Source organism: Legionella feeleii (genome assembly GCF_001467625.1).
GTDB lineage: Bacteria > Pseudomonadota > Gammaproteobacteria > Legionellales > Legionellaceae > Tatlockia > Tatlockia feeleii.
In genome coordinates this window covers 1-23,682 of sequence record NZ_LNYB01000026.1, presented here as the reverse complement: position 1 = coordinate 23,682, position 23,682 = coordinate 1, and the positions used below count along the sequence as shown (strand labels likewise).

Below are 23,682 nucleotides of genomic sequence, written 5' to 3'. Positions count from 1 at the left end.
CTCCTAATAGTATTTCTTTAAGTCGTGAACAGGATTGGTTAATTCTTGGGGTTTAACATCAGCTACTAATTGACCGCCCTTGAGAACGACCAGGCGATCACTCATTTTGGTGAGAAAATCCAAATCATGTGAGGCAATCACCATGGTAACCCCCATGGATTTAACGGAATGCAGTAAGCTAACAACGTCTTCAATGGTTGCCAGATCCAGGCCGGAAGTCGGTTCATCACAAAGTAATAAGTTCGGTTGCATCATCAGACTGCGAGCCAGCGCTACCCGTTGTTTTTGTCCCCCAGAGAGTTGGTGAGGATAAGACGCTGTTTTGTCTGCTATGCCAAGTGTGCTTAACAGGGCTAGTGCTTCCTTGTCGTGATGGCTGGCCTTATTTTGCAGCTTGGGTGCGTAAGTTAAATTTTCTAACACCGTCATATGGGGAAACAGCTGGAAATCTTGAAACATAAATCCGCTTTTCCCTGAGAAGTCGATAGTCCCTGAATCAAGTACTTCCAATTTTTGTATACAACGCAGCAGTGTCGATTTTCCTCCACCAGAAGGACCAGCCAAACCAATAATCTGGTGAGCAGCAATACTAAGATTCACCTGAGCTAATACAGGGGTAGAGCCAAAATTTTTGCAGGCATTATTGATGTACAGCATCATGCCCTCCTTGTTCGATTTTTTTGCCTAAATATTCAATGAGTAAAACCAGACCGTAGTAGTAACAACCAGCAATACACAACGGTAAAAAATAGGTAAACTGTTCGGCAGCAATGGATTGTGCTTTGCGCATGAGGTCCATACCACCAATAGTAGAGATCAAAGCGGTCTCTTTAAGAAGTGCGATCATTTCATTAATGAGTGCTGGCAAAATATTTTTTATGACCTGCGGTAAAATAATATCTTTCCATAAATAAAATGTTGGAATTTGTAGTGTTTTTGCTGCTTCGAATTGCCCTTTAGGCAAACTATCTATCCCAGATCGCAGAATTTCAGCAATATAAGCAGAGCTGTTAAGGCCGAAAGTCAGTATTCCAGCAACCAGAATATCGGGTCGCAAACCGAGCAAACCAGGGACGGCAAAATAGATAAAGCTTAATTGTAGAATTAATGGCGTTCCTCTTATTATTGAAACAAAACGATTAATCAGTAATTTGGCCATCCCGTTATAACGCAAAATGGCAAGAATTGTCCCCAGCAGGATGCCTATGAGCATCCCGCCTGCCAGTAGCTCCAAAGTAAGCACGGTGCCTTGACCGATAAAGAGGAGATTTTGTTTTAACTCGTCCATTTGCCACCCTCCAACCAGATTTTTTGAAGCTTGGCGATTTCCCCGTTGGTTTTTAACGTATTGAGTGCTCGATTAACTTGCGCTTTCAGTAATGAATTTTTTTTCAAGGCCAAGCCATAACCATCGGTTGCTTTAGCAATAATGGTGTAGTTTAAGCCGGGATTTTTTTTGCTGAAGATGGCTCCCTGGGCACCATCGACAAGAACGACATCCACATGGCCGGCTTTTAATGCTTCTATTGCCTGATTGTTATTATCCATTGCCACAATATCTCCTTGTGGAAAATGGTTTTTCAACCAAATTTCCATGGTGCTGCCAAGTTGGCAAGCCAGTTTTTTTCCTGCCAGTTGCGAAGGGTTATTAATGGGGGTTGTTTGATTGAATACCGCTGCCATTCCTTCAAAATAGTAGGGTGTACTAAAATCAAAATTCTTTTTCCGATCTTCAGTAATGGTAATCGTTGAGATAGCAATGTCAGCTTGCCCTGCACTCAGCGCGGGTAAGATAGAGCTAAATTGCATATTGTCAAAAACGGCTTTTTTGCCTAATTCTTTAGCAACAAGCTTTGCCAGATCAATATCGAACCCCTTAATTTGACCTTGCTCAAGATATTCAAAAGGTGGATATTCTGCGGAGGTGGCAAAATGGATTTCATTCTTATCTTTTTCGCTCCCGCACCCAGAAATAAAAAGAATCGATGCGCTTAACAGACAAGGTATCAGTTTTCTCATAATAGTTATATATCCAAAATATATCCATTTTTCGACTATATTTGATTTTACCTTGTGATGTCAACCATTAATGAATATAATTTCTATTTTTATGATTGTGTATTCATTCCGGGAGCAAGAAATGTCACATGATAATCTGCTTGATGGCCACATATTGAGTATCGTGCAAATACAAGAGGTTGCTGAGCAAAGTGATTTGCAGCAGGCGTTGAAAGAAAGGGGGTATGATATTCCGCAAGCGACGTTGTCTCGCCGACTTAAAAAATTGAAAATTGCTAAAGTGGCAGGAATTTATCGGGTCGTTGATTTTAATCCGTCAAATTTACCGTTGGTTTTGAATGCCCAGGTATCAGAGTATGGTTTGGTTGTTTTACATACTCAGCCAGGCCATGCGAATAGCCTTGCTTTGTTTATTGATAAAAAATATGTCGCTTTTTACCCGCAACAAGCCAATAACTCAGGGATTCTAGGTACTATCGCGGGAGATGATACGGTTCTTCTTATTGTCAAAAGCAAAGCGGATTTGGATCAGGTAATCCAAATCCTGCAGGCCGAGTTCCCCTATCTGAAAATTGCTTGAAAGACCTTCTATCAGGTCGAGGCGGCCAAACTTGGCGTTGATGTTTCTGGATCATCCTCAGTTGGATGGTCAGCAAATGACATCCTTCCTGCCATTGCAGATTCTGCTATTGCTGAAGGAGCCTTAGTACTTACCGCTCTTTTCAGTTTTCTAGGATAGAGACAATATTGTTGAGATACTTCTTCTATCTCATCAGCTGCTTTTTCCAGCCGGGATACGAGGTCAAGCATGGGAGCCTGCTCCGGGTCACGTTGATAGTGCCGGATATTATGCATTCTTATCTCGCCGACGGCTGTGGTAGAAGGGGCTCTAAATAAGGTGAGGCCTGGTGTATTGCGATAATGCCAAGGTTTAAACTCAGTTAAATCCGGTAGCGCCGGGTAGGAGCGCCAAGGATAGAAATCGGTGGTGCCTGATGACCAGCTAATCATCACAGTGGGGGTTTGACCCCCAATAAATTCGACTTTTTCAATAACAAATTTCATACAACAAGACCACTAAAATTAATAAATACACAGATTGTACAATAATTGTCGTTTTAGGGCAATTTTTCCAGTACTCGGGTGGCAAAATGTTCTATTCGGGAAGCAAGCGAACGATCAATTGCTAATTGTTTATTCGAAAAAAGCCAATGTAAATAACGAATTGTCAGGGATTGATTTTTACTGCCAGTGGTTTTCTGTTGAGCTGCGAAACATTGGTAAAGACGATGTTGTTGATAGGCTTCGGAGATAAGTTCATCACTCAATACTTGTTGATAAAAGGGATTGACCCATTCGTCGGTACTCTCTTGTTTTAATTGTAGACGGGCTGAGCGCAGGGGCTGGGTTATTTTTTCATGCCAGTCATTAATGTAATGGCACGCATTGACCAATTCCGATTGTGAGATTTCTTCAACGGCATAAGCCAGCCAACAACAAAGCAATAATAGATTAACATTGAGGCCTTCCTGCTGCTGAAAAGCCAGGCAAGCCTCTTTAACTTGTTCGTCGCGATAAACCTGCAAGGAAAATTGCCAGAAGGGATTATCCAGCGGTGTAAGCAATGATTGTCCTGTGATCCTGGATTGCGTCATAAATTGGTGACCAGTTTACCCTTGTCTTAATTCAATGACTGTAACATGCAAGGCTTCCTGGCCGATATTTAAATCCTGGTGCGCTTCTTTACCCTGGGTAACACTCAGATAAATGGGTTTTTTCGCTTGTAATTTTATAAAGGCTTCCTTTCCTGACTGATAAATCACTTTAAGCGTACCACTTTCGTCCGGTATAACAATTCGAGCAAATTGATGAGTATGGAAAGGTAATTGTTGTTTAGGGCAAATCGTGGTTTTCCAGACCTTGGTCAATTTGTTTTCTATTAACAATTCACGTTTTGTTTCGCAGGTTGAGGTTGCTGCGGACACAAATTGATTCGCCAAAAGCAAAACTAAGGCAGTTAATCGCACCATTTTATCCACTCCTGTGAGCTGTTCTGAGTTCTTAAACAAGCCAAAACATAGCATGAATAAATGCTCATTGAAATAGCAGTTAATATTTTATTAATAAAAAAAGATTATATTTATTGCATGGTGTTTTTTTTATGTGCATATTTTTTATGGGAAGAAAAGCATACACCACCGCTGTAAGATTTTTGCGTGATGTTACTCAACTTGATTTTTTTGGTTGGGCTGATGAGGAGTTGCAGGTTGATGCAGTCGCTTATGTCTCCTATAAAGAGTTTGCAAAATGCGCTTTACTCTTACAAATTCCTGCAAACATTCGCCAAAAAATGAGTCTTGAATTCACCCCCAATTTTTTAAGAATTACCGTTCCTAAAATCAATGTAAAACCCATGAGCACTGAGCTCGGTAAATTCATGCTTGCGGCGAAAAACCCTTCTGTGACAAAGAGACCAGATCATTTAACTGAGCAGCGGATTATGAGAGTCGCTACGGTGGCCACACCGACGGGAGGCTTTACTCAACTTGCACCAAGAACGGTTAAAGAACAAGTCGATTTATTTGCCACGCATGTGGGCTCAGCCTATAAACTCATGCTTGAGCAAGGAGCCTTGCTTCCTGACGAGCCTGCTATTTGCGTGTTACCTGAATTTTATAGTCATTGCAGGAGTCCAGAGACTAGCCGATTATTTATGCCTTATGATATGCAACAGCAATTGCTTGCCGGGTATTGTGCGGTCAGTAAAGAGTTTCCTGAACTGTTAATCATGGTCAATATCACGGCTACTACGAAAGATATGGTGGTTGATGAGTTGGGGAAGTCCCTTGAACACAGGGCCAGACTACAAAAAACAAATATGCTATTTGGCATTAAAAATGGAGAAGTCGTTTATATCAATTACAAAGTCAATAAAGGGCCGGCTGACATTCCTGAGGATGAAAGGTTATCTGCCGAATCAGAGCGCAACTCTTATTACCATGCAACTGCTGATAAACGAGTTATGAAACTTGATTACCTTAAACAATTTAAGGGGATCACCTTTGCTGGCAGCGTATGCATCGACGCTGCTGAAGGCGTCATAGGAAAGTATCTGCGCCAACAATTTTCTTCGTTTAGTGAGGATGAGTTTGGCCCTGCAGTACAAATCATTTCTTCCAGCTCAATGACTTTATCACAAGGGTTTAAAAAACGTAGTGCGCTTGTTAATACCGATAATGGCGCCCAACAGATTGTTACCCCGAAAACAGGGCAGGGCATACTCATTCAGGCCGATGGACATAACACACTAAAGCGTTCTGGTGTATGGATAGTTGATGGTGAAAATTTAATTTCTCAAACGCCTGTTAATACCCAGGTTTTGTCTGATAAAACAGAGATTAGTGCTTATTCAATAGGGGTTAACCTACTTCACAACAAATTGCATAATGAGGTAGGCATGGATATTGAGGAAGAAAGTTCAACAGCACTGACTGAGGGGGTTATTGCCCTTGGTGCCTAGCGAGTCAACGGTGTCTAAAACCTAAAATTTCGCGACCCATTTAGCGAAGCTTTCCATATAGTTACGTAGAAACTCTTCTGTTTTATCTTGGGTTAAATTGCCATCTTTATCGAAAAGTGTATTAACGCTGCCTATATAGGCTTCCGGTTGTTGCATACAGAGGATATCTAAAAATACGAAGGTTTGACGCAGGTGTTGGTTGGCACCAAAACCGCCGATTGCCCCTGGGGAGGCGCTAATCACAGCGCCTGGTTTACCACCCCATACACTTTTCCCGTAGGGTCTGGAGCCTACATCGATGGCATTTTTAAGTGGTGCAGGGATGGAGCGGTTATATTCCGGGGTAACAAATAAAAGACCATCTACCTTGGTGATTTTTTCACGAAAAGCGACCCATTCAGGCAAGGGGGTATTTTGATCATCAGGATCCTGGTTATAAAGTGGTAACTGCCCGATTTCAATCAGTTGCAAAGCAAGAGAAGAAGGGGCAAGTTTGATTAAGGTCAAAGCCAGCTTGCGATTCCATGATTCCTTACGCAGACTTCCTACCAGTACGGCAATTTTTTTAACCATCACAGCATCCTTTCTCTTTAATTATCCTGGTTGAATAAAATAATCGGTAAGCAATAAAAATTCAATTAGTTGAAACTAGTTAATTTATAGTGATATCTAAGGTGCAAAAAAATTTCTATTTAATCTTTACTTAAGATTTTCTTACTATACTATGTTTAACATGTTTAACAAATGGGGGCTATCATGTTAGGTGTAAGGCTAGATAAAGAAACCGAAGCCCGTTTAGAAGCATTATGCGAAAAAACTGGGCGAACCAAAAGTTATTATGCGAAGAAAGCTATAACAGAGTTTTTGGAGGATAGAGAGGACTATCTTTTAGCAGTTGCTGCGCTTGAGGAAGAAACTGAATATGTAACGCTTGCAGAGGTGAGAAAAAATCTTGAGTTGGACGATTAAGATTGGGAAAAAAGTAGAGAAACAATTATCAAAGTTAGATAAAACAATTCAAACTAGGATATTGGATTTTCTCGCAGAGATTGAAAAAAAAGATAATCCTAGAGTTAGTGGGCATTCCCTCAAAGGAGAACTTGGAGAATTCTGGCGTTATCGAGTTGGTGATTATCGAATTATTTGTCAGATTGAAGATGGCGAAGTCACGATTCTTGTTATTAAGATTGCTCACAGGAGAGAAGCTTACAAAAAATGACGCCCCTCCCGTCTTTGACTTCTATTACCACCAAGTCATCGCAGGCAGCAAAGCGCTTACTCCGCTTCGCAGCTTAACACCCTAATCACCGGTTTCTGCAAAAGGGTTCCAGATAGTTGAAATCCTATTGACTGCGCTTTACCAGGCAGCAGGCCGTTACTCATGTCAGCAGGCTGTGCACTTAACGTAAAAATTCCGTCTGACTCTAACAGGGATGCATTATTACCAAGCCAGTGATTAACAATCATTGGATTGGCAATTTCGTTCGGGTCAAAACTCAATTTAACACTAAAATTGCGGATAGGCTCTTTACGGGTATTTGTGATCGTACCTTGAAATACCGCTCCACCATCCCAGCGATTTTGTAAGGCTAAATGGACAGTACAGCCTTGATCGCTGGAAGTAGTTCCCGCCTGGTAAGACGCATGAAGCGCTATTGCGGAAGGAGTGGCTGGTAATACCAGCTTTTTATCCGTTTTCTCAGTGACTACTGTGTATGTTTTCCCAAGATATTGGACTGTATTGGGCAGTTCAATTTGATAGTTTTCGATGTCAAAATTCCCTGTTTTGCTATTGATATTTTGATTGTAAATCAACGTGGTGCAATGGCCATGCTCGACTACACAATGGATAGTCTCCCGATGATTGAATGCTGAATGAAATTGAATAGTGGCAGCAACAGTTTGATTATTCACTGGCTTGCCATTTTCATCCACTAGATTAATTTTATAATCGATCGTGGAAGCCGGTTGAGGTCCTGTTTGCTCGCCTTCCAGGGAAATAGTTAGCTCATTGTTTTGACCTTCAGCAACCTGAAAAGCGATAGCGGAGGTACTTGATTTAACCCGATAACGTTGATGAGCCTGATTATCCAATTGATAGCTGTCTGCCAGCAAGAGTTGGTAGGTCCCGCCCGCCAGATTGAATGAACATCCTTCATAGCTGCAAGTATAAGACTGTCCAGTCTCCTGCAACCTGAATTCTGCAGCACCAGTTAAGTTGAAGCCAGGATCAGCGAAAGTGATAGACAACTTTCCTTCATCTATTGTCTGGTTAAATAACTGATGTAAAACTTTTTGGGCTTGTACATCAAGTTTCGCAGAATTGGGATCGATCATGCTGACCGTATCGCCCAAATAGCCTACGGCCCAAAAAAACAGATTATTTTGCAGATTGTTTTTTTCAAGATAAGGAATCAATGCCTTTTGAAAAAAGGCTAATCCTTCTGCGCTTTTCCAGGAAGCTTCACCCAAGACTACGGGATAACCCGCTTTTTTTAAGAATCCCCAACTCCAGTCAAACCGTAATTCGCTTGGTTTGCCGGGGGCGGATTCCCAGGTAGCAACCTCACGCGGGTAAACATGGGGGGAGAAAATCAGATGAGCATGGCTGGCATTTTCATCGCCCATTAACCAGGCTATCGCTGTCTCATTTAAACCCGTTGCTTTCAACTGTTGAATAAAGGCTGCTCTGTCAAAACGAGCTTCCCCTTGCTTGGCTTGATTCTTTGCCAATAGAGTTTTGAAATCTTCGCCCCAATTGCCTTTGAATTCCAGGCGTTTGGTATTAGCGATGCAATTCGCTGGATCATTGCTGATTGCATAAGCTTCGTCCGGTACCAGTTCATCATTTTTCACACAGATAACCGGTTGATCAGGATCGCCTGAACCTGGCCCAGGGCCTTCAACAAACAAGAGTAAATCAGGATTATTTTGCTGAATGACTTTAGCTGCTGTAGCAATAACCTTTATCCAGGCAGGCTGACTATTATTACTGCGATACCAATGTAGTGCATAGGGTTCATTGAAAACATCGATGCCAATGACATTGCTGAGATCACGGGCTTTAATCTCCGCCAATATTAATTTTAAATCGGCTTCATATTGATTCAGGTTATAAACTGTACCGTCCCGATAGTTATCGCCATAACCATAGCCATGATGAATATCAATGAGTACTTTGACATTATTTTTTTTAAATTCGGCAAGGCTTATCCAAAAGGCCTCTTTGGGTGACACGGTTGCCACACAGGTTGAGCCTGTGCTTGCCCAGGTTTTACAAAAAACACCATTCCCTTTGGTGGGCTGGTCTTTGTTGCTAATGGACTTATTCAAATCAACAGACGACCCGGTATCGTAGAGGACACCCGGTTGAATGGGGACACGAACAGTTTTGAAATTAACGCCAGTGGAATGATCAACACCACTATCAATAAAATCCCACGGGTGTACCAGAGCATCCAGCATCCCATAGGTTTTATTATAAGAAGTGGGGATATCACCGACTGCATAAAAGGGATGGGACGCTAATCCCTGGAAAATTTTAGAATCTTGAAAACCTGACCAGGAAATGCCATCAATGTTAACCGGCTTGTTATTCTTATCGTAAATCACCGCGTTCTGGGTGTAAAAAGCGTAGCACTGAACCGAAAGTAAGAGCGTGAATAAACTGCCTACCAGTTTTTTGACTAACATTCTTTTTCCTCAACGTTAATGGATAGGATTTAATCGGTCGATTGGGCTAATAACGCGCTGATAAGCAATTTATTGTGCCGAGAAGAACCTCTATCAATTGGACTTTTTTTAACCATCAAAGGAGTAAAATATAACATAAATTGCACTTCAAGTGCATTTTTAGAGCAAATTAGTGTAAAGGGGAGGGTGTTTTTCGTGAGTCCAGACTTCTTTCTGCAGGGTATAGAGACTGCGTTCTCTTTTTAGAGAGTCGTCTTTATTCATTGCCAAAACATGCCATGGCTAATCGCGTAACCCTACCCCTTTCCTCAACAAGACCATATTGAGTGCACTTAGAAGGATTACCATGAAACAAATGATAAGGATTGCAAACCAGATATTAACTTCTTGCTGACCAATCATTGCATAACGTAAGGCGTTAACGATGTATAAGATCGGGTTCAGGTGAGAGAGCTTTTCCCAAAAAGGCGGAAGCATACTGGTCGCGTAAAAAACACCACCCAAATAAATCAAGGGTGTCAGTACGAAAGTAGGGATGAGCATCACATCATCGAAATTGCGGGCGATCATGGCATTGGTAAATCCAGCCAGGGAAAACAGGGCCGAGGCTAGAAGAACAATAAAAAGTGTCAGCGGCAAACTGTGGAAATCCAGATCGACAAAAAAACAGGAAACAAGAAAAACCAGGAGCGCAACAATTAGCCCCCGCAATACGCCACCCAGGATATAACCCAGCAGAATAATACCGTTGTGCATGGGGCTGACTAACATTTCTTCAATACTCCTTTGAAAGCGCACATTGAAGAGCGAGGTAGAAACGTTACTATATGCATTGGTAATAACGGACATCATGATCAAACCGGGTGCAATAAACTCAGGATAACTGGCCCCTTGAATGGGACCAATCCGTTCACCCATTAAACTGCCGAAAATCATAAAATATAACGCGGTAGTGATGACCGGGGGTAAAAATACCTGCGAGGCGATACGGAACATCCTGACCAGTTCCCGCCTTACCAGCGTATAAAGAGCAATCGTTTGTTGTTTAATGGCCATGGTTAATAAGATCCAGAAAAAGCTCTTCCAAGCGGTTGGTTTTATTGCGCATACTATGAATGCGAAGACCGTTTTGCGTTAATACCGAAAAAACATCATTCAGTGACCAATTATTATCGACACGCAATTCAAAGGTATAGTTATCAACCAGGGTTGTCACGAAAGGTTCTATCACCGGTAACTCATCGATGGGGTTTTCTGTATTGAATACAAAGGTTTGATGCCTTAACGTTTTTAAGAGGGCATTCATCGACGTGTTTTCAACAATGCTGCCCTGGTCAATAATGGCGATATGTTTACAAAGTTGCTCGGCCTCTTCGAGATAATGAGTCGTGAGAATAATCGTTGTTCCCTGTTTATTGGTGTGAGTTAAAAATTCCCACATACTACGACGAATTTCTATATCCACGCCTGCAGTAGGCTCATCAAGAATTAAAACCTTGGGCTGATGAATCAAGGCACGGGCAATCATGAGCCGGCGTTTCATTCCACCGGATAAGTGGCGCACAATCGAGTTTCTTTTATCCCATAGTCCAAGTTGTTTCAATAAAGTTTGGGCATGGGGTTTCGCCTTTGCGCGTGTTATTCCATAGTAGCCGGCTTGACTGATTAAGATCTGCTCGCAGGTTTCAAAAATATTCAGGTTAAATTCCTGGGGGACTAATCCCAGGCAGGATTTAGCCAACTCGGGTTTTTCATCCAGATCATGACCATAGATATGGATACTGCCGGAGGTTTTTGTCAGTAAGGTGGTGATTAAACCGATGGTGGTCGATTTTCCTGCACCATTAGCACCCAGCAAAGCAAAAAAATCACCGGCCTTGACTCTTAAATCAATGCCTTTTAAGGCTTCCACACCATTCGCATACGTTTTACGCAGCTGGTTAATTTCTAAGGCGTACATGAGAATCTTTGGCAAGCAAATCTCTATTATACACAAGAAGTAGGTTATGAATAATCAGGGGGGTAATTTCCTTACGGATTGTGTTTAACGCGCGATCTGGATTGCTTCGCTAACGCTTGCAAAGACGGCATTTTCTATTTTGTCCCGTACCGGCATGGAGTCATTAAGTGACTAATGCCATGGACCGTGTCTTCATCCAACCGGTTATGCTATAGCGGGTTTGTCTGGTAGGGCAAACCTCATGGGGGAGCTCACTGTTAAAACAGACAAACCGGTTCCCACAAGGAAGAACGGACGTGATGAGTTGATCGTCCAGCCCATAAAGTTTTAATTCTCCCGCAAAGGACTCTTGCCAGTCAGTATTAAGATAATAAACACAAGAAATTCGCCGCTCTTTGGTTGTCGCGAATTGATCAACGTGTTTTTTATAGAAAGCCCCCGGTTGGTAAATAGCAAAATGGGTTTCAAAATCGACCAGGCCCAGAAATAACGTTTGGTTCAGCCTGTCTGCCAGCAGGTTAATTTTATGGAAATAGGCCTTGATGGATTGATTGGCAGACTCTTCGTCTAACCAGCAGATTTGGTCGTTACGAATGGCGCTGTGATGGCCAGCTCCCAATTGACGGCCTATTTTCGCACTTTTGAATTGACCCTTCGTGTGCATCTCGTCAGCAATTGCACGCAGCGCTTGATAATCCTCGAGAGGAAGAAAATTATCAATAATATGGAAGCCCTGGGTACAGATCTCATCTTCCAGTTGTTCGGTAATAATCAACGGTTATCTACAGGCTGTTGAGGGTAGCAAATTTTAATCGATGTTGGCTGAAAAATACACGCCTACTTATATCCATTGCCCACCTGCGTTTCTTTTTTGGGGAGCATTTTATAAAGACTGAGTGCCTGTTCTCTCGCTTGATCATGATCAACGATTGGTTTTGGGTAATTCTTGCCAATTAAGCCCGAGACGGGTTGCGGTGCTAACCAGGGTTGATGGATCCATTCGGTTGGGACTTTTGCAAGCTCTGGCACCCATTGCCGGATATAGTTTCCCTGGGGATCAAATTTTTTACTTTGGAGTATGGGATTAAAAATGCGGAAGTAGGGCGCCGCATCAGCACCGCTTCCCGCTACCCATTGCCAACTGGCAGAGTTATTTGCCAGGTCTGCGTCCAACAGGGTATCGAAAAACCAGGCGGCTCCCTGTTGCCAGTCAATCATTAAATCTTTCGTCAGAAAGGAAGCAACAATCATACGGACACGATTATGCATATAGCCCGTTTGCCATAGTTCACGCATTCCGGCATCAATAATGGGATATCCAGTCATGCCTTGCTGCCAGCAACGTAGCCCACTGTCGTCTTGTCGCCAGGGAAAGGCGTTAAACTCGGATTTAAAATTGCTATGGGGAAGTTCTGGAAAATGATAAAGCAAATGATAGGAAAATTCCCGCCAACCCAGTTCTGCTAAAAAACGTTCTATTGACGCTGAATCGATATCCTTCGCAAATTGCGCTTGTTTTAATGTTCTCCAGAGATGCCAGGGGCTCATTTCACCAAAATGAAGATGGGGTGATAGCCTGGAAGTGCTATCCAGCTCGGGAATATCACGTGATGTGTGGTAACCGTTTAAGGCGTTATTGATAAAACGATCCAGGCGTTTTTGCGCACCATCCTCTCCCGGTTGCCAATAGGTATGAAAAGCTGCTGCCCAGTTTGGTTTTTCAGGTAATAAATTCCAGTCTTGCAAGGGTTCGCTGTAAAGAGGCGGCGCGGAGGGGTGGCCATATTTAACCATCGGCTCAGGAATACTCATTTCTGTAAGGCAATGCCGCCAGAACGGCGTAAATACCTTGAAATACCCTCCGCTTTTGTTTTTAATGGTCCAGGGTTCATTGAGCAGGCTGCCATTAGAGCTTAGGACGTTAATGCCTTGCCCGCCGAGCGTTTTCTTGATTAGGCTATCACGTTGGATTGCCGAAGGTTCATAGCATCGGTTCCAATAGACCGTATCGACTTTAAATTCCTGGCTTAGCTGAGAAAGTATGTCCATTGCTTTGCCACGACGAAGCAATAATGGTAAGCCCTGTTTTTGCAGGCTTTCTTCCAGGGCCAGCAAACTATGGTGGAGCCACCATTTTTGAGCGCTGCCGAGGAGGGTTTGGTCATCCAGAATATAAAGAGGGATGACGACAGGGTGATTATTGCAACCCGCGATAAAGGCGGGATTATCATGACAACGTAAATCCTGTCTAAACCAAATAATTGCTACAGACATTGATAACCTTTTCATTATTTTATAACGTTACAGATTATCACAGTTGTTAATACTGTAAACGGGATAAGCAATAGGAAAGAATATGAAAAAGCGGATTCTGCTTGGGGTTTCTTCTTGTCTTCTTGGTGAGAAAGTTCGCTTTGATGGGGGACACAAGCGTGATAATTATATCTGTGATCTACTGTCCCATTATGTTGATTTTCTACCTATTTGTCCTGAGGTGGCTATCGGCATGGGTATACCCAGGCCGGCTATCCGTTTAATTGGCGATTCTGGTTCCCCGCGCCTGGTCGAAGTGAAAAATCACCAGCGCGATTACACGCAACCCATGCTGGACTTTGCCAATGAGACGATGAAGACACTCACTCCAATTAGCGGTTATATTTTAAAGAGCAAGTCGCCAACCTGCGGTTTAAAGCGGGTGAAAATTTACCGGGGAAAAGAGCAAGCGCCGCTATTGGGCGAAGGGTTATATGCCAGTGTACTGAAAAAGGCCTTTCCCTGTTTGCCCATTGAAGAAGAAGGGCGATTAAATGATGCGAAGATTCGGGAAAATTTTATCGAAAGGCTTTTTATCTACCATGATTGGCAAGTGACCATGGAGCATGGTTTTACGGGGAAAGAACTCGTCAACTTCCACACCCGCCATAAGTTAGCCTTAATGGCTCATCACCCTCATAAAAGCCGGGAACTTGGGCGCCTGGTCGGTACACTGGATAAAGAGAATAGCTCGACGTTAATGCTTGAGTACCTGCAAGGTTTAATGGCTATTTTAAGTTTTATTGCAACGCCCGCCAAGCATGCCAATGTCCTGCAACACTGTTTGGGGTATTTCAAAAAGGTCCTAATTGCACAAGATAAACAAGAATTACTCAACACGATTAGCAATTATCAACGCGGGCTTTTGCCGTTAATTGTGCCCATCACGTTATTAAAACACCATCTAAGCCACCATCCACAACCCTACCTGGAAATGCAGAGCTATTTGTCGCCTTATCCTGAAGAGTTAATGCTACGCAATCACATCTAACATCTATTGTAGCCCGGTTGCGCGCAACCGGGTTTTCCATTTTCAAATTCTAATGAACCATCGCATTTTCCACGACTTGTCGCAGCATCGTTGGCAAAATTGGCTTGATGTAGATATGGTTCGCTCCCAAAGCCAAACACTGTTGCCCCAGGGATTCATCGACATGGGCTGAAATGACAATGATCGTGGTATCCTTATGCAAGGGATTCGCACGAATCAATGGCAGGATTTCCTCCCCTCGCTGATCCGGTAATCCCAAATCCAGAAGGATGCAATTAAAGAATTGGTTGGTCAGTGTTTCCAATGCTTGCTGTGCTGTTTCTGCCAACGTTAATTGATAGTCGTCGCTCAATAATGAACGATAGATTTGTTGGCAAATGAAATTGTCTTCAATGATTAATAATTGTGTCATGATTGTCCTTTTCATAATCTGTTGTAAAAGCGGTCATTTAATCCGGTTACAGCGCTTCCTCACGCCGTCCTCTTATTCTCCCGTGCCTCCTTTCCGCGAGGCGGCAAACCACTGGTTTACCACCGGCCTTAAGCAGGCGATCCGATTTCCCCATAACGTATACCTTTAGCTATCGCTTCCGCAATGTTTTTACACGCCAGTTTTTGAAAAATGTTATTGCGATGCCACACCACCTGCCGTTCCGACAAGGCAAAAAAGGTGGCAATCTCTTTAATACTTTTCCCCAGAGACGATAAATACAAACACTGCTGCTCACGTTTGGTTAAACGCCCATCGATACAAAGCGGCCGCTGCACCCACGCCAGTGACAACAAGGTTTGTACTTCAGCAAGCTGCTTGTTGGTAGGATTGGGATTACCCAAATAATTTAAGTAATCTCTCGCAAAGGCTTTAAAAAACTGGTTTTGTTTCGCTGTATAGTAATGAATAAAATCTTGTTTGTTAATCCTCTTAGGTTCCATGTTTTTCTCCACGCAGGTTGGGCGCCTCGCCCAACAGCTCGTCGGGTCAATACCCGACCTACATTAAAAAGAACACGGGCAAGAGACGTGACTGTTCCTACCCGTGCAGTGAGTATTGGAAACATTAGTGTTCGTTTAGCGATTTACTTGCGCAAATAGCTAACAAAACCCAAGGGTCACGTCGAAAAAAGGGGGAAAAAAGGCCGTTTCTTACGAAGGAAACGTTGAAAAAAGGAATACAAATGAAATAACATGACGTCAGCCATGATTTACTCCTAGCAAGTAGATTGTGGTTAGCTGGTAGCGGGGGACTGCAATCCCTCCTATCAGCGCTTTTAGTGCATTTAAAAACTACAAACGCGCTTCAATCTTATTTTATTCCGCAGTGAGTTGCAACTGGAAAATGTAAGTGTTTTCAGGGGCTCACTGCGGGAGTCAATATCGAATTGATCTCTCATTATAAAAACCGTTGGTACTATTACCGGAAGTCTCTTTGATTTTAGATTATGGCGTGAATCATTAAGGAAGAGACTGAGGGATTTAAATTTTCAGGTTAATAAAACGGGGGGTTTGTTAACTCTTATTGATTTTCTACATTACCTAAATAGAATCGCTCTCTATTAGTTAATTAATGACGTTAATTTATCTAAGTTAATCCAGTTATATACTCATTTAAGATTAATTAACGAAATTAGGATAATTTCTGACTACGTAGCGAATAAGGAAATCAATGTTTTAAGGGAGATATCAACAGTCTCGAATTAATTCAAATAAATCATCAGATTTTCTTTGACCATAACACATATCCCACCCAGTTAAGACGTTTGCAAGAATCAATTCCAAGGCCGTATCAAATGTTCCGCGTTCAGTTGAGGTTGTTTCATCGATGTTAGCTAAAAAAGTAATATTTTGAACCCAGCTAATAAAATGTAATAATCTTTCGTAAAGCCTTGAATTAACTTGAATAAATTCATACGCTGATAAAGCAATAAAACATTCTTTTAACTGATTTAGTAAAAACATTGTTTCTTTTAAAAAATTACTGTCAGGATAGTAGGTCTTAATATTGCATAAAACATCATCTGTAAAATATTCTTGGATAATGTTGTAATTATTTATATTTTCTTTAATTCTCTCTCTATCTTCCTTGGTTATTTTTTTCCGAGATTTATCTTCGTGTAATTGTAGACAGTTACTTAAGAGGTCAAATTTAATATCGCAATATCTTTTTATAACATAATTCTTAATAACTTTTTTTTGCCTTGCTATAGTGAACCCACTAGTAAATAAATAAAATATAGCCCCAGTAATTAGTGCTAAAAGGATTTCATTAATAAATTTGCTGTTTTCAATCGTTGGACATGTTTTTTTGCAGAAATAAGCTATTAAACTACAAATAAAGATTAAAAGAACCAGTTTGTTTGAGTTATAGATATCTAAAATGGTCTTCAATTTTTTCTCCAGGGCAAGCGGGTCAGGCTAGAGAAGATTCAAGCCTGACCTAGATCCTTTCTCATTGTGCCTCAAAAGAACATGACAGTTAATCAGGACACTCTGGTAAGCTCAAAAGATTATCTGGATATAAACCGTCTGGTACAGTTTTAATATATTTATTATCATAAATGCTCGTTGCGATAATTACATCTACCCTTGTTCCCCCATTGGATACATAAAACTCCCATTTACCTGATTCTATACCTTTAATTGCTTCCTGTTGTGATAATTTCCATCTACTGCCATCGGAGTTAAAGCCACCAATGGAGAGAATTCGCTCGTGTGGATTCGCACGCTGACTTTTATTAATACAAAAAATTTGATGTCTACTAATCATAAAACCACCACCTTTTAATTATATATACTTAACCGCTACTCATAAAAGGAGAATCGAGAAAGGAGTACGTGCTCGAAATAATTTACCTTATTTGACTTTCTCATATACCTCCTCTTAAATGTCTACCATGCCAAATCTCCTTCTAGGCGACAAGCATAGCCTAGCGTGTAGACTACGCTTGTCCGGTCTTGGTCTTCTCCATAGTTTATTTAGTGTCTTTTAAAAAATTATCGACGTCTTCCATGCAATTTTTAAATTTTTTAGGAAGCCAGTGAAATTTAACCTGGTCTCTATCCCCTTGAAATCTTGCAAGAGAGTTTTTTAGTTGATTAATTGATTTCAATTTTTGAGAAAATTTATCTGGCTTGTTTAGTGTGGAGCAAATCTCATAATTCTTTTCATAACTAGTAAAAACTTTAACTACAGGATTTGCAGGAATGAACCCATTTCCTCGATTCTGTTTAATGTAGAATAAACTATCTTCAATCGCCAAAAAATCTGATTCAATTGGTGATGTAGGCTTACCATTATTCGATTGGTTAGCCTTGATATAATGATGTAACTCATTAAAGTGCGAGTCTGTTATTTCATAAGCAAACTTTGCTTTATTACCTTTTACAAAAACAAATATTGAATCATCATTAGCCATTATGGCCTCCTACTATAGGTTATATAAATCAAGCCTTAGGATTTATTTAATGAATCATCCAAATTTTTTTTATATTTCCATATGCCAATTAAAATCCCATTGGCTTAAACTGATTTTATTATCTCGCTAACATGCTTCCTTTTTATAAAGATATCTGGAATTCATAGTAACCAATTCCAATATCTACTATTTTATAAGTTTGCATTTCGCTCATAAACTCTTAGACTTGTAAAGCGAGATACTGTATCCCTGGCTTTAGTATAGAGTCTTTTTATATAAAAATATTAAAAAATTACACATAATCAAACTATTATTTTTTTTGTTTGTTACCCTTTCTATACCGGAACAAAGTTCATGCCGGAATACGCGCAAAAGTATGGTGATTAATTGGAATTGATAGGCACGCATTTCCGCTATTTTTTTGACTATACAAAGCCTTGATTAAGCTATGCTAGCCTAATTTATAATATTCTCTTCTTCAACTTTAATTACCGTATCAAGTAGGCCATAAACATGGCAATTACATCCATTAATCTCTCAGTCAGCGTAGCCTCGCGATCAAGGTTTCTTTATCAATCGCTGTATCATTAGAATCTCATTTCAATTTTAAGTTCATCGGGCTGATTATCTAAAGATTCGGCCAACTGGATGTCAAATCATAGGGCTGTTGGGCTTTGGAGAATGAATACCCTAATTACGCTACTCTCCATCAAGGGTCGCTAATAGTTAAACCCCAACATTTACTCTTTGATTTGCCTTCAAATGATTATATTTGTTATTCTGTTTAAAATATACACAATATGGTGATATTTTAAAGAGGTACAGATGAATGATAATATACTTAGATAATTGCCATTTACAAAAAGTGGTTCAAAATCCTAATCTGATTTTGTCAGAAAAATTGCAAACTAAAGAGGTGACTTTAATATTCTCCTCTTGTAATTTTATTGAATTAACTCAAAGAACAGATACTAAAGCCATTCAAATGACAGCATCTTTTTTAAAAAATTGCGAAATAAAATACTTAAGAAGTTTTGATCAAATTCTTAAACGTGATGTCTCAATATTGCTAAGTGGAAAAACAAATTTGGATTGGTTCAGCAATAACTATTCTGATTGTATATTTCTGGGAGTTAATCCAAATGAATTAGAAATTGATTTAGATCTATTTCAGTTTTTTAAATTGAATCCCATTGATAAAATTATTGAACTGAGTTTAGAAGATCGTTCTGCTTTTGAGTCACTAAATGACTTTGAAATAAAAAATTTAAATCAATGGGTGGATGACAACAAAACATATTGTAGAGTGAATAAAAATAAATATTTGAACGATGTTGAAAAATTAAGAATAAATAAACTTATAGAAAATTTATTGCCTACCAATTGCATAAACGCTGATAATATTAAGCTAATTGAAAATAGCCATAAGCAAGATTTCCTTTCTTTTTCTTTCATGTTGTATAGGCAACATATAAGACATTACGATACAAATAAGAAATGGTCGGTAAATGATCTATTTGATATAAATCAATGCGCAGCCATACCCTTTTGCGATATCTTTGCAACAGATTCAGATAATGCAAGTGAAGCGGAGAAAACAAAGCAGCTATTTAATAGTGAAAATCAAGATCTAATTACTTGCCAGATAGTAAATACAATAGAGAAACTTGAGTATGTGAATTTCACAAAATAGAGAATAAAGCGTCCGGTTTGCCTTACTCAATAAATTATCCTGAATCTACATTGAATGAATACGTTACTCTCCAGTTCTTATATTATTTGAGGTAGATAACGTACCTTATCTATCCCAAATAAGTTAAGAAGGCAAAAATACCCATAGAGAAGGCCTTGAATTTATTGGATCTCAAAATGACAAAAATCGAAAATTTGGGATAGATAAGATTTTATTTAACCTTTAATATCCTGATTATTTTAATAAATACCTAAATAGGATTTGAGATAAATAAGGTTTGAATATAGAGATTTGAGGTAAGGCACCGTTATATTTAAAAATCAGGTATTACTTTATAAATAGATTTTTTTTAGGATTTTTGTTATCATATATGATAACGAAAAAGAGAAATTAGCATGAATTGGAAGGTCGACTTTTATAGTGAGTCTGTTGAAGAGGATATTCTCAGCATGCCTCCAAAGATTCAGGCTAGAATGCTTAAATTACTTGAGTTAATTGAAAAGCACGGAGCAAATTTAGGTTCTCCCCACACGGAAGCAATGGGAGATGGGTTATTTGAAATAAGGGCAAAAGCTCAAGAAGGAATAGCTCGTTCTTTATATTGTTATATGAAAGGTCGGCACATTATTGTTTTACATGCTTTTATTAAGAAGAGTCAAAAAACGCCAAAGACTGATCTTGATCTAGCTAGAAAAAGAAAGGCGGAGGTTGAAAGAAAATGAGTATCCAAAAATTAAAAGACAGGGCTTTTAGAAATCCAGAAGTGCAATCTGAATATGAAAAGCTTAATGAAGAATTTGCATTGATTGATACGTTACTAACGATGCGTAAAAAATCAGGGTTATCTCAGGAGGAAGTTGCCAGTAAAATGGGAACACAAAAGAGTAATGTTTCCAGATTAGAAAGGGGGGCAGTGAATCCTAGTTGGAAAACGTTACAAAATTATGCTCACGCTTGTGGGTTTGAAATTTCAATGAAAGTTAAAGATTTAAATTCAGAACGCCATAGAACATAAATGACAATGGCTGATTATTATGGAGTAACATTTCATCTAGGATTAATGAATCTACGCTGCCAAGCTTCTTTCGACAGCTCCCATACTTCGTGCTCTTTAAATCCAGAATCTACAAATTTAGCGGGTTCGGTATATAACAATCGAGCTCCCATTTTATCTTTAATTCGATGAGATGGGTCATTACCTACGGCATTGGTGAAAATCATTTTTTCAAACCCTAGAACATCAAATGCGTAGTTTGTAATAGGAACTAAAGCTTCTGTCATAATACCCAGCCCCCAAAATTTCTTTCCTAACCAAAATCCTCGATTATCTGGATTAGCTTATACGTCTTAATTCAACAGCACCAATTAATTCATTAGGTTCTTTTTGTAGAAATATACCCCATAGCCATCTTTCTTTACCTAAATAAGGAATGATTTCTTGGTTTAAATAATCTCGAACCCCCTCAGCAGGGTATGGCCATGGCACAGAGGCAGTTAAATATCTTATGACCTCATAATCGATGAAATATTTTTCATAGTTTGGCAAATCAGCCTCAGTCATTTCACGAAGAATTAAGCGCTCAGTTTTAAAAATTGGGATCATTTTTGATTTCCAATTAATTATGAAGACAAATAACGATAGAGTGTAGGCTTGGAAATTTTTAAAACCTTACAAATTTCTTCAATAGATAAGCTCTTATCCTGATGCATTCGTTTGGCCACCTGTATTTTGGATGGATCTACTTTAGGCCGACCTCCCATCCTTCCTCTAGCCCTGGCTGCAACTAAACCAGCATGGGTACGTTCTTGGATTAATCGTCGTTCAAATTGAGCCATTGAAGAAAATATATTAAAAACCAATTCACCTGATGCGGTGGTTGTGTCAATTGCACCATCACATAATGATTTAAAGCCAACGTTTTTTTCTCTCAATGTTTCGATGAGGGATACTAAATGAACCATTGACCGACCCAATCTATCTAAACGCCAAACAACCAAAACATCGCCAGAGGATAAGTTCTCCATACATTCATTCAATCCAGGTCGTTCTGTTTTGGCACCGGAGACTTTATCTTTATAGATATCTTTTTTAGAACACCCAGCCTTAACTAAAGTGTCTATTTGTAAGTCCAAATTTTGATCATCAGTGCTTACTCGGGCATAACCAATCATTTTCCCCATGATTTTCTCAAAAATAACCATTTTTAATGAATTTATGATAATTAGTTTATGATATGGGTTTTTAAGAGAAGTAAATGAGTATTTATAAGGAATTTTGATAGTTATATTTTGTATGATTTAGAGTCTCAAAAAACGGTCGTTTTTTGAGACATTGAATAAGTGATCCCCTATTAATTAAATACTTATATTAGGCATTGGTTTCAGACGTGTATTTCGGATGGGGTTTAATTGGAAAAGTAGTTAATGTCGTATTTTTGTATTCTAAATGTCGTATTTTTGCTATAATTTTTAACATGTGCATTACTTTTATCTATTATGAAACGTCAGTCACTGAAAGAACAAATAGAAAATAAAATAGCTCTATCTAAAGAGCAGGTATTTCTACGAGCTGATTTTGATAATAGCAAATATGATCAGGTAGGGCGTGCATTACTCATTCTTACCAAAGAAGGAAAATTGATACGAGTAGGATATGGTCTCTACGCTAAAGCACGCCCTAATAGGCTAACTGGAAAACCTATGTTTGCAGCGAAAGGTGGGTTTGTACAAGTAGCTAAAGAAGCTTTAACACGGCTTGGTGTTAAATGGCGTCTTTTTTCTGAATACCAAGAAAATTCCCCTCAAATACCCGTAAATGCCCAATTTGTTGTGCCTTCTAGATTTAGTCGTAATATAAGAACAGGCAACTATAGACTATTAATAGTAAAGAAACGTGAGTATTGATACCTCATATTTTTTAGATATTGCTGATTCTATGGGGATCAGTAGCCCTACGATAATCGAAAAAGATTATTATGCGGTTCAGTTATTAAAGGAATTAAGCACAATTTCTTTAAGTGGGTATACTTTAGTTTTTGCAGGTGGTACCAGCCTTTTGAAAGCTCATTTTAATACCTTTCGCATGTCAGAAGATATAGATATCAAGTTAGTTCCTTCCTTAGATATTTTAAAAGAATCAAGAAATAAGCAAAAGAAATTGCGCAAAGGGATAGAAGAAGCTATCTCCGAAAAGTTGAATGCATCCAGTTTATTTTTTATAAAAAGCATAAAAAAAAGAGATGAAGGTAAATATCAGCATTTTTTAGTCGAATACCCAAAAGAATTTGCCGAAATAAATGCATTACGCCCTGAATTGCAGTTGGAAATCACGGAGTCTGGGAATTTTGATGAAGCAGTTGAAAAACCAGTTAGCTCAATGTATGCGGAGGCCATGAAATTACAGCCTGAAATAAAAAGTATTCTTTGCGCCTCAGTAGAATTAACTGCTAGCGAAAAATTTATTGCACTACTTCGTAGAATTGCGGCTTTCGAAAGAAATCCTTCCCAAAAAGATGATGCAACACTAGTAAGGCATGTTTATGATCTTCATTTAATCATCAATCACCATCCTAATTTAAATAAAATTACTGAGCTCGTAGAAAAAGTTATTCAGAATGATATCTTAGAATTTGGAACGCAACACATAGAATTTAAGAGGAGCCCCAAAGAGGAATTAAACTTTGGTCTGGAAATACTTTTGAACGATCATAAATATAAAGATAGATATGAAAGATTTATTGGCCCTTTAATTTTTCATCCCTCTCCAGCCAGTTGGGACGAAGCTATTAAAACAGTGGAGGAAATGGCTGAGAGATTATTAGGTAAATAGTGTGTTATTTTTATCTATTTGTTGATAATACCGTTAAAGTAATTTAGTGCCCATGTCGTTTAAAATAATATGTTATTAAGAATGGAGCATCATAATTGCAATTTTGGAAAAATGTTTGATGCCAATATCTGAAGAGACTATCCTAACTTTAATTCAACACAATTGAGTTATGCTCGAATCTGGTGTATGTGAAAAATAAATTAGGTGGCGTATCCTGTTGATTGTTCGCCAAGAACATAATCAACAAAAGG

29 protein-coding genes and 1 pseudogene are annotated in these 23,682 nt (G+C 39.5%); 10 read left to right on the top strand and 20 right to left on the bottom strand.

Annotated features, from left to right (window positions below; genetic code table 11):
• Positions 1 to 3 precede the first annotated feature (3 nt).
• Genes Lfee_RS04450 through Lfee_RS04440 form a run of 3 tightly spaced genes read right to left on the bottom strand, consistent with a single transcriptional unit; the run spans position 4 to position 2,019 of the window.
• Positions 4 to 657, bottom strand: coding sequence for an amino acid ABC transporter ATP-binding protein (locus Lfee_RS04450; RefSeq protein WP_058444292.1), 654 nt, complete (start codon positions 655 to 657; stop codon positions 4 to 6).
• Positions 641 to 1,288, bottom strand: a complete 648-nt coding sequence (locus Lfee_RS04445; protein WP_058444289.1) for an amino acid ABC transporter permease — start codon at positions 1,286 to 1,288, stop codon at positions 641 to 643. The genes Lfee_RS04450 and Lfee_RS04445 overlap by 17 nt, the downstream gene beginning before the upstream one ends.
• Complete coding sequence (locus Lfee_RS04440; RefSeq protein WP_058444287.1) at positions 1,276 to 2,019, bottom strand: substrate-binding periplasmic protein; 744 nt, start codon at positions 2,017 to 2,019, stop codon at positions 1,276 to 1,278. The genes Lfee_RS04445 and Lfee_RS04440 overlap by 13 nt, the downstream gene beginning before the upstream one ends.
• 121 nt (positions 2,020 to 2,140) lie before the next feature.
• Here Lfee_RS04440 and Lfee_RS04435 point away from each other — a divergent pair, with 121 nt between their 5' ends.
• A complete protein-coding gene (locus Lfee_RS04435) occupies positions 2,141 to 2,599 on the top strand; it encodes an arginine repressor (RefSeq protein ID WP_058444285.1) in 459 nt (152 codons plus the stop codon).
• 11 nt (positions 2,600 to 2,610) lie between these two features.
• On the opposite strand, the gene Lfee_RS04430 is transcribed toward Lfee_RS04435, so the two are convergent.
• The 3 genes from Lfee_RS04430 to Lfee_RS04420 are packed head-to-tail and all read right to left on the bottom strand — an operon-like array spanning position 2,611 to position 4,049.
• On the bottom strand, positions 2,611 to 3,084 hold the full coding sequence (locus tag Lfee_RS04430; RefSeq protein ID WP_058444283.1) for a hypothetical protein: 474 nt from the start codon (positions 3,082 to 3,084) through the stop codon (positions 2,611 to 2,613).
• A gap of 53 nt (positions 3,085 to 3,137) precedes the next feature.
• Positions 3,138 to 3,674, bottom strand: coding sequence for a TIGR02444 family protein (locus Lfee_RS04425; protein WP_058444281.1), 537 nt, complete (start codon positions 3,672 to 3,674; stop codon positions 3,138 to 3,140).
• Between the two features lie 15 nt (positions 3,675 to 3,689).
• Positions 3,690 to 4,049: a cupin domain-containing protein gene (locus Lfee_RS04420; protein ID WP_064088333.1), complete on the bottom strand. Its 360-nt coding sequence runs from the start codon at positions 4,047 to 4,049 to the stop codon at positions 3,690 to 3,692.
• A 146-nt stretch (positions 4,050 to 4,195) separates the two neighbouring features.
• On the opposite strand from Lfee_RS04420, the gene Lfee_RS04415 reads away from it, so the two are divergent.
• Positions 4,196 to 5,539, top strand: coding sequence for a hypothetical protein (locus tag Lfee_RS04415; RefSeq protein ID WP_131753198.1), 1,344 nt, complete (start codon positions 4,196 to 4,198; stop codon positions 5,537 to 5,539).
• A gap of 21 nt (positions 5,540 to 5,560) precedes the next feature.
• Here Lfee_RS04415 and Lfee_RS04410 read toward each other — a convergent pair whose 3' ends face one another.
• Positions 5,561 to 6,112 carry an NADPH-dependent FMN reductase gene (locus Lfee_RS04410; protein WP_058444275.1) on the bottom strand — a complete coding sequence of 184 codons (552 nt, stop codon included), beginning with the start codon at positions 6,110 to 6,112 and terminating at the stop codon, positions 5,561 to 5,563.
• A 183-nt stretch (positions 6,113 to 6,295) separates the two neighbouring features.
• Between Lfee_RS04410 and relB the strand changes: the two genes are divergently transcribed.
• Both relB and Lfee_RS04400 read left to right on the top strand, forming a co-directional pair.
• A complete protein-coding gene (relB, locus tag Lfee_RS04405) occupies positions 6,296 to 6,508 on the top strand; it encodes a type II toxin-antitoxin system RelB family antitoxin (RefSeq protein ID WP_058444272.1) in 213 nt (70 codons plus the stop codon).
• Entirely contained in the window at positions 6,492 to 6,758 is a 267-nt protein-coding gene (locus Lfee_RS04400) for a type II toxin-antitoxin system RelE family toxin (RefSeq protein WP_058444271.1), read from the top strand. Before relB ends, Lfee_RS04400 begins: the two co-directional genes overlap by 17 nt.
• A 56-nt stretch (positions 6,759 to 6,814) precedes the next feature.
• Here the strand turns inward: Lfee_RS04400 and Lfee_RS17165 are convergent, their stop codons facing one another.
• The 5 genes from Lfee_RS17165 to Lfee_RS04375 form a co-directional block, all read right to left on the bottom strand.
• Positions 6,815 to 9,232: a cellulase family glycosylhydrolase gene (locus Lfee_RS17165; RefSeq protein ID WP_064088334.1), complete on the bottom strand. Its 2,418-nt coding sequence runs from the start codon at positions 9,230 to 9,232 to the stop codon at positions 6,815 to 6,817.
• Positions 9,233 to 9,514: 282 nt separating this feature from the next.
• Positions 9,515 to 10,288 carry an ABC transporter permease gene (locus tag Lfee_RS04390; protein ID WP_058444269.1) on the bottom strand — a complete coding sequence of 258 codons (774 nt, stop codon included), beginning with the start codon at positions 10,286 to 10,288 and terminating at the stop codon, positions 9,515 to 9,517.
• Positions 10,278 to 11,192: an ABC transporter ATP-binding protein gene (locus Lfee_RS04385; protein ID WP_058444267.1), complete on the bottom strand. Its 915-nt coding sequence runs from the start codon at positions 11,190 to 11,192 to the stop codon at positions 10,278 to 10,280. The genes Lfee_RS04390 and Lfee_RS04385 overlap by 11 nt, the downstream gene beginning before the upstream one ends.
• 163 nt (positions 11,193 to 11,355) lie before the next feature.
• Positions 11,356 to 11,967, bottom strand: coding sequence for a 2OG-Fe(II) oxygenase (locus tag Lfee_RS04380; RefSeq protein WP_058444265.1), 612 nt, complete (start codon positions 11,965 to 11,967; stop codon positions 11,356 to 11,358).
• A gap of 62 nt (positions 11,968 to 12,029) precedes the next feature.
• The gene (locus Lfee_RS04375) at positions 12,030 to 13,466 is read right to left on the bottom strand and encodes a cryptochrome/photolyase family protein (RefSeq protein WP_058444263.1); all 1,437 of its coding nucleotides are present in this window, start codon (positions 13,464 to 13,466) and stop codon (positions 12,030 to 12,032) included.
• Between the two features lie 82 nt (positions 13,467 to 13,548).
• Here Lfee_RS04375 and Lfee_RS04370 point away from each other — a divergent pair, with 82 nt between their 5' ends.
• Positions 13,549 to 14,496, top strand: a complete 948-nt coding sequence (locus Lfee_RS04370) for a YbgA family protein (RefSeq protein ID WP_058444261.1) — start codon at positions 13,549 to 13,551, stop codon at positions 14,494 to 14,496.
• Between the two features lie 49 nt (positions 14,497 to 14,545).
• On the opposite strand, the gene Lfee_RS04365 is transcribed toward Lfee_RS04370, so the two are convergent.
• From Lfee_RS04365 to Lfee_RS04345, 5 genes are all read right to left on the bottom strand, one after another.
• Positions 14,546 to 14,908, bottom strand: coding sequence for a response regulator (locus Lfee_RS04365; protein ID WP_058444260.1), 363 nt, complete (start codon positions 14,906 to 14,908; stop codon positions 14,546 to 14,548).
• A gap of 128 nt (positions 14,909 to 15,036) precedes the next feature.
• Complete coding sequence (locus Lfee_RS04360) at positions 15,037 to 15,429, bottom strand: helix-turn-helix domain-containing protein (protein WP_058444258.1); 393 nt, start codon at positions 15,427 to 15,429, stop codon at positions 15,037 to 15,039.
• Positions 15,430 to 16,176: 747 nt separating this feature from the next.
• Entirely contained in the window at positions 16,177 to 16,881 is a 705-nt protein-coding gene (locus tag Lfee_RS04355) for a hypothetical protein (RefSeq protein ID WP_058444256.1), read from the bottom strand.
• A gap of 88 nt (positions 16,882 to 16,969) precedes the next feature.
• A complete protein-coding gene (locus Lfee_RS04350) occupies positions 16,970 to 17,260 on the bottom strand; it encodes a DUF3892 domain-containing protein (protein ID WP_058444254.1) in 291 nt (96 codons plus the stop codon).
• 205 nt (positions 17,261 to 17,465) lie between these two features.
• Positions 17,466 to 17,909, bottom strand: coding sequence for a hypothetical protein (locus Lfee_RS04345; protein WP_058444252.1), 444 nt, complete (start codon positions 17,907 to 17,909; stop codon positions 17,466 to 17,468).
• 829 nt (positions 17,910 to 18,738) lie between these two features.
• Here Lfee_RS04345 and Lfee_RS04340 point away from each other — a divergent pair.
• From Lfee_RS04340 to Lfee_RS04330, 3 genes are all read left to right on the top strand, one after another.
• On the top strand, positions 18,739 to 19,602 hold the full coding sequence (locus Lfee_RS04340) for a hypothetical protein (protein WP_058444250.1): 864 nt from the start codon (positions 18,739 to 18,741) through the stop codon (positions 19,600 to 19,602).
• 395 nt (positions 19,603 to 19,997) lie between these two features.
• Positions 19,998 to 20,324, top strand: a complete 327-nt coding sequence (locus tag Lfee_RS04335; RefSeq protein WP_058444248.1) for a type II toxin-antitoxin system RelE/ParE family toxin — start codon at positions 19,998 to 20,000, stop codon at positions 20,322 to 20,324.
• Positions 20,321 to 20,617: a helix-turn-helix domain-containing protein gene (locus Lfee_RS04330; protein ID WP_058444246.1), complete on the top strand. Its 297-nt coding sequence runs from the start codon at positions 20,321 to 20,323 to the stop codon at positions 20,615 to 20,617. The genes Lfee_RS04335 and Lfee_RS04330 overlap by 4 nt, the downstream gene beginning before the upstream one ends.
• 32 nt (positions 20,618 to 20,649) lie before the next feature.
• On the opposite strand, the pseudogene Lfee_RS17780 reads toward Lfee_RS04330, so the two are convergent.
• From Lfee_RS17780 to Lfee_RS04315, 3 genes and pseudogenes are all read right to left on the bottom strand, one after another.
• Positions 20,650 to 20,913, bottom strand: a pseudogene (locus Lfee_RS17780) (GNAT family N-acetyltransferase); the annotation flags it as partial.
• Positions 20,914 to 20,935: 22 nt separating this feature from the next.
• On the bottom strand, positions 20,936 to 21,205 hold the full coding sequence (locus Lfee_RS17775; RefSeq protein ID WP_058444242.1) for a GNAT family N-acetyltransferase: 270 nt from the start codon (positions 21,203 to 21,205) through the stop codon (positions 20,936 to 20,938).
• A gap of 17 nt (positions 21,206 to 21,222) precedes the next feature.
• A complete protein-coding gene (locus tag Lfee_RS04315) occupies positions 21,223 to 21,783 on the bottom strand; it encodes a recombinase family protein (RefSeq protein WP_058444233.1) in 561 nt (186 codons plus the stop codon).
• Positions 21,784 to 22,098: 315 nt separating this feature from the next.
• Between Lfee_RS04315 and Lfee_RS04310 the strand changes: the two genes are divergently transcribed.
• Complete coding sequence (locus Lfee_RS04310; protein WP_058444231.1) at positions 22,099 to 22,506, top strand: hypothetical protein; 408 nt, start codon at positions 22,099 to 22,101, stop codon at positions 22,504 to 22,506.
• Positions 22,496 to 23,431 (top strand): nucleotidyl transferase AbiEii/AbiGii toxin family protein, encoded by a 936-nt coding sequence (locus Lfee_RS04305; protein WP_058444229.1) that lies wholly within the window; start codon positions 22,496 to 22,498, stop codon positions 23,429 to 23,431. The genes Lfee_RS04310 and Lfee_RS04305 overlap by 11 nt, the downstream gene beginning before the upstream one ends.
• The last annotated feature ends 251 nt before the right edge of the window (positions 23,432 to 23,682 follow it).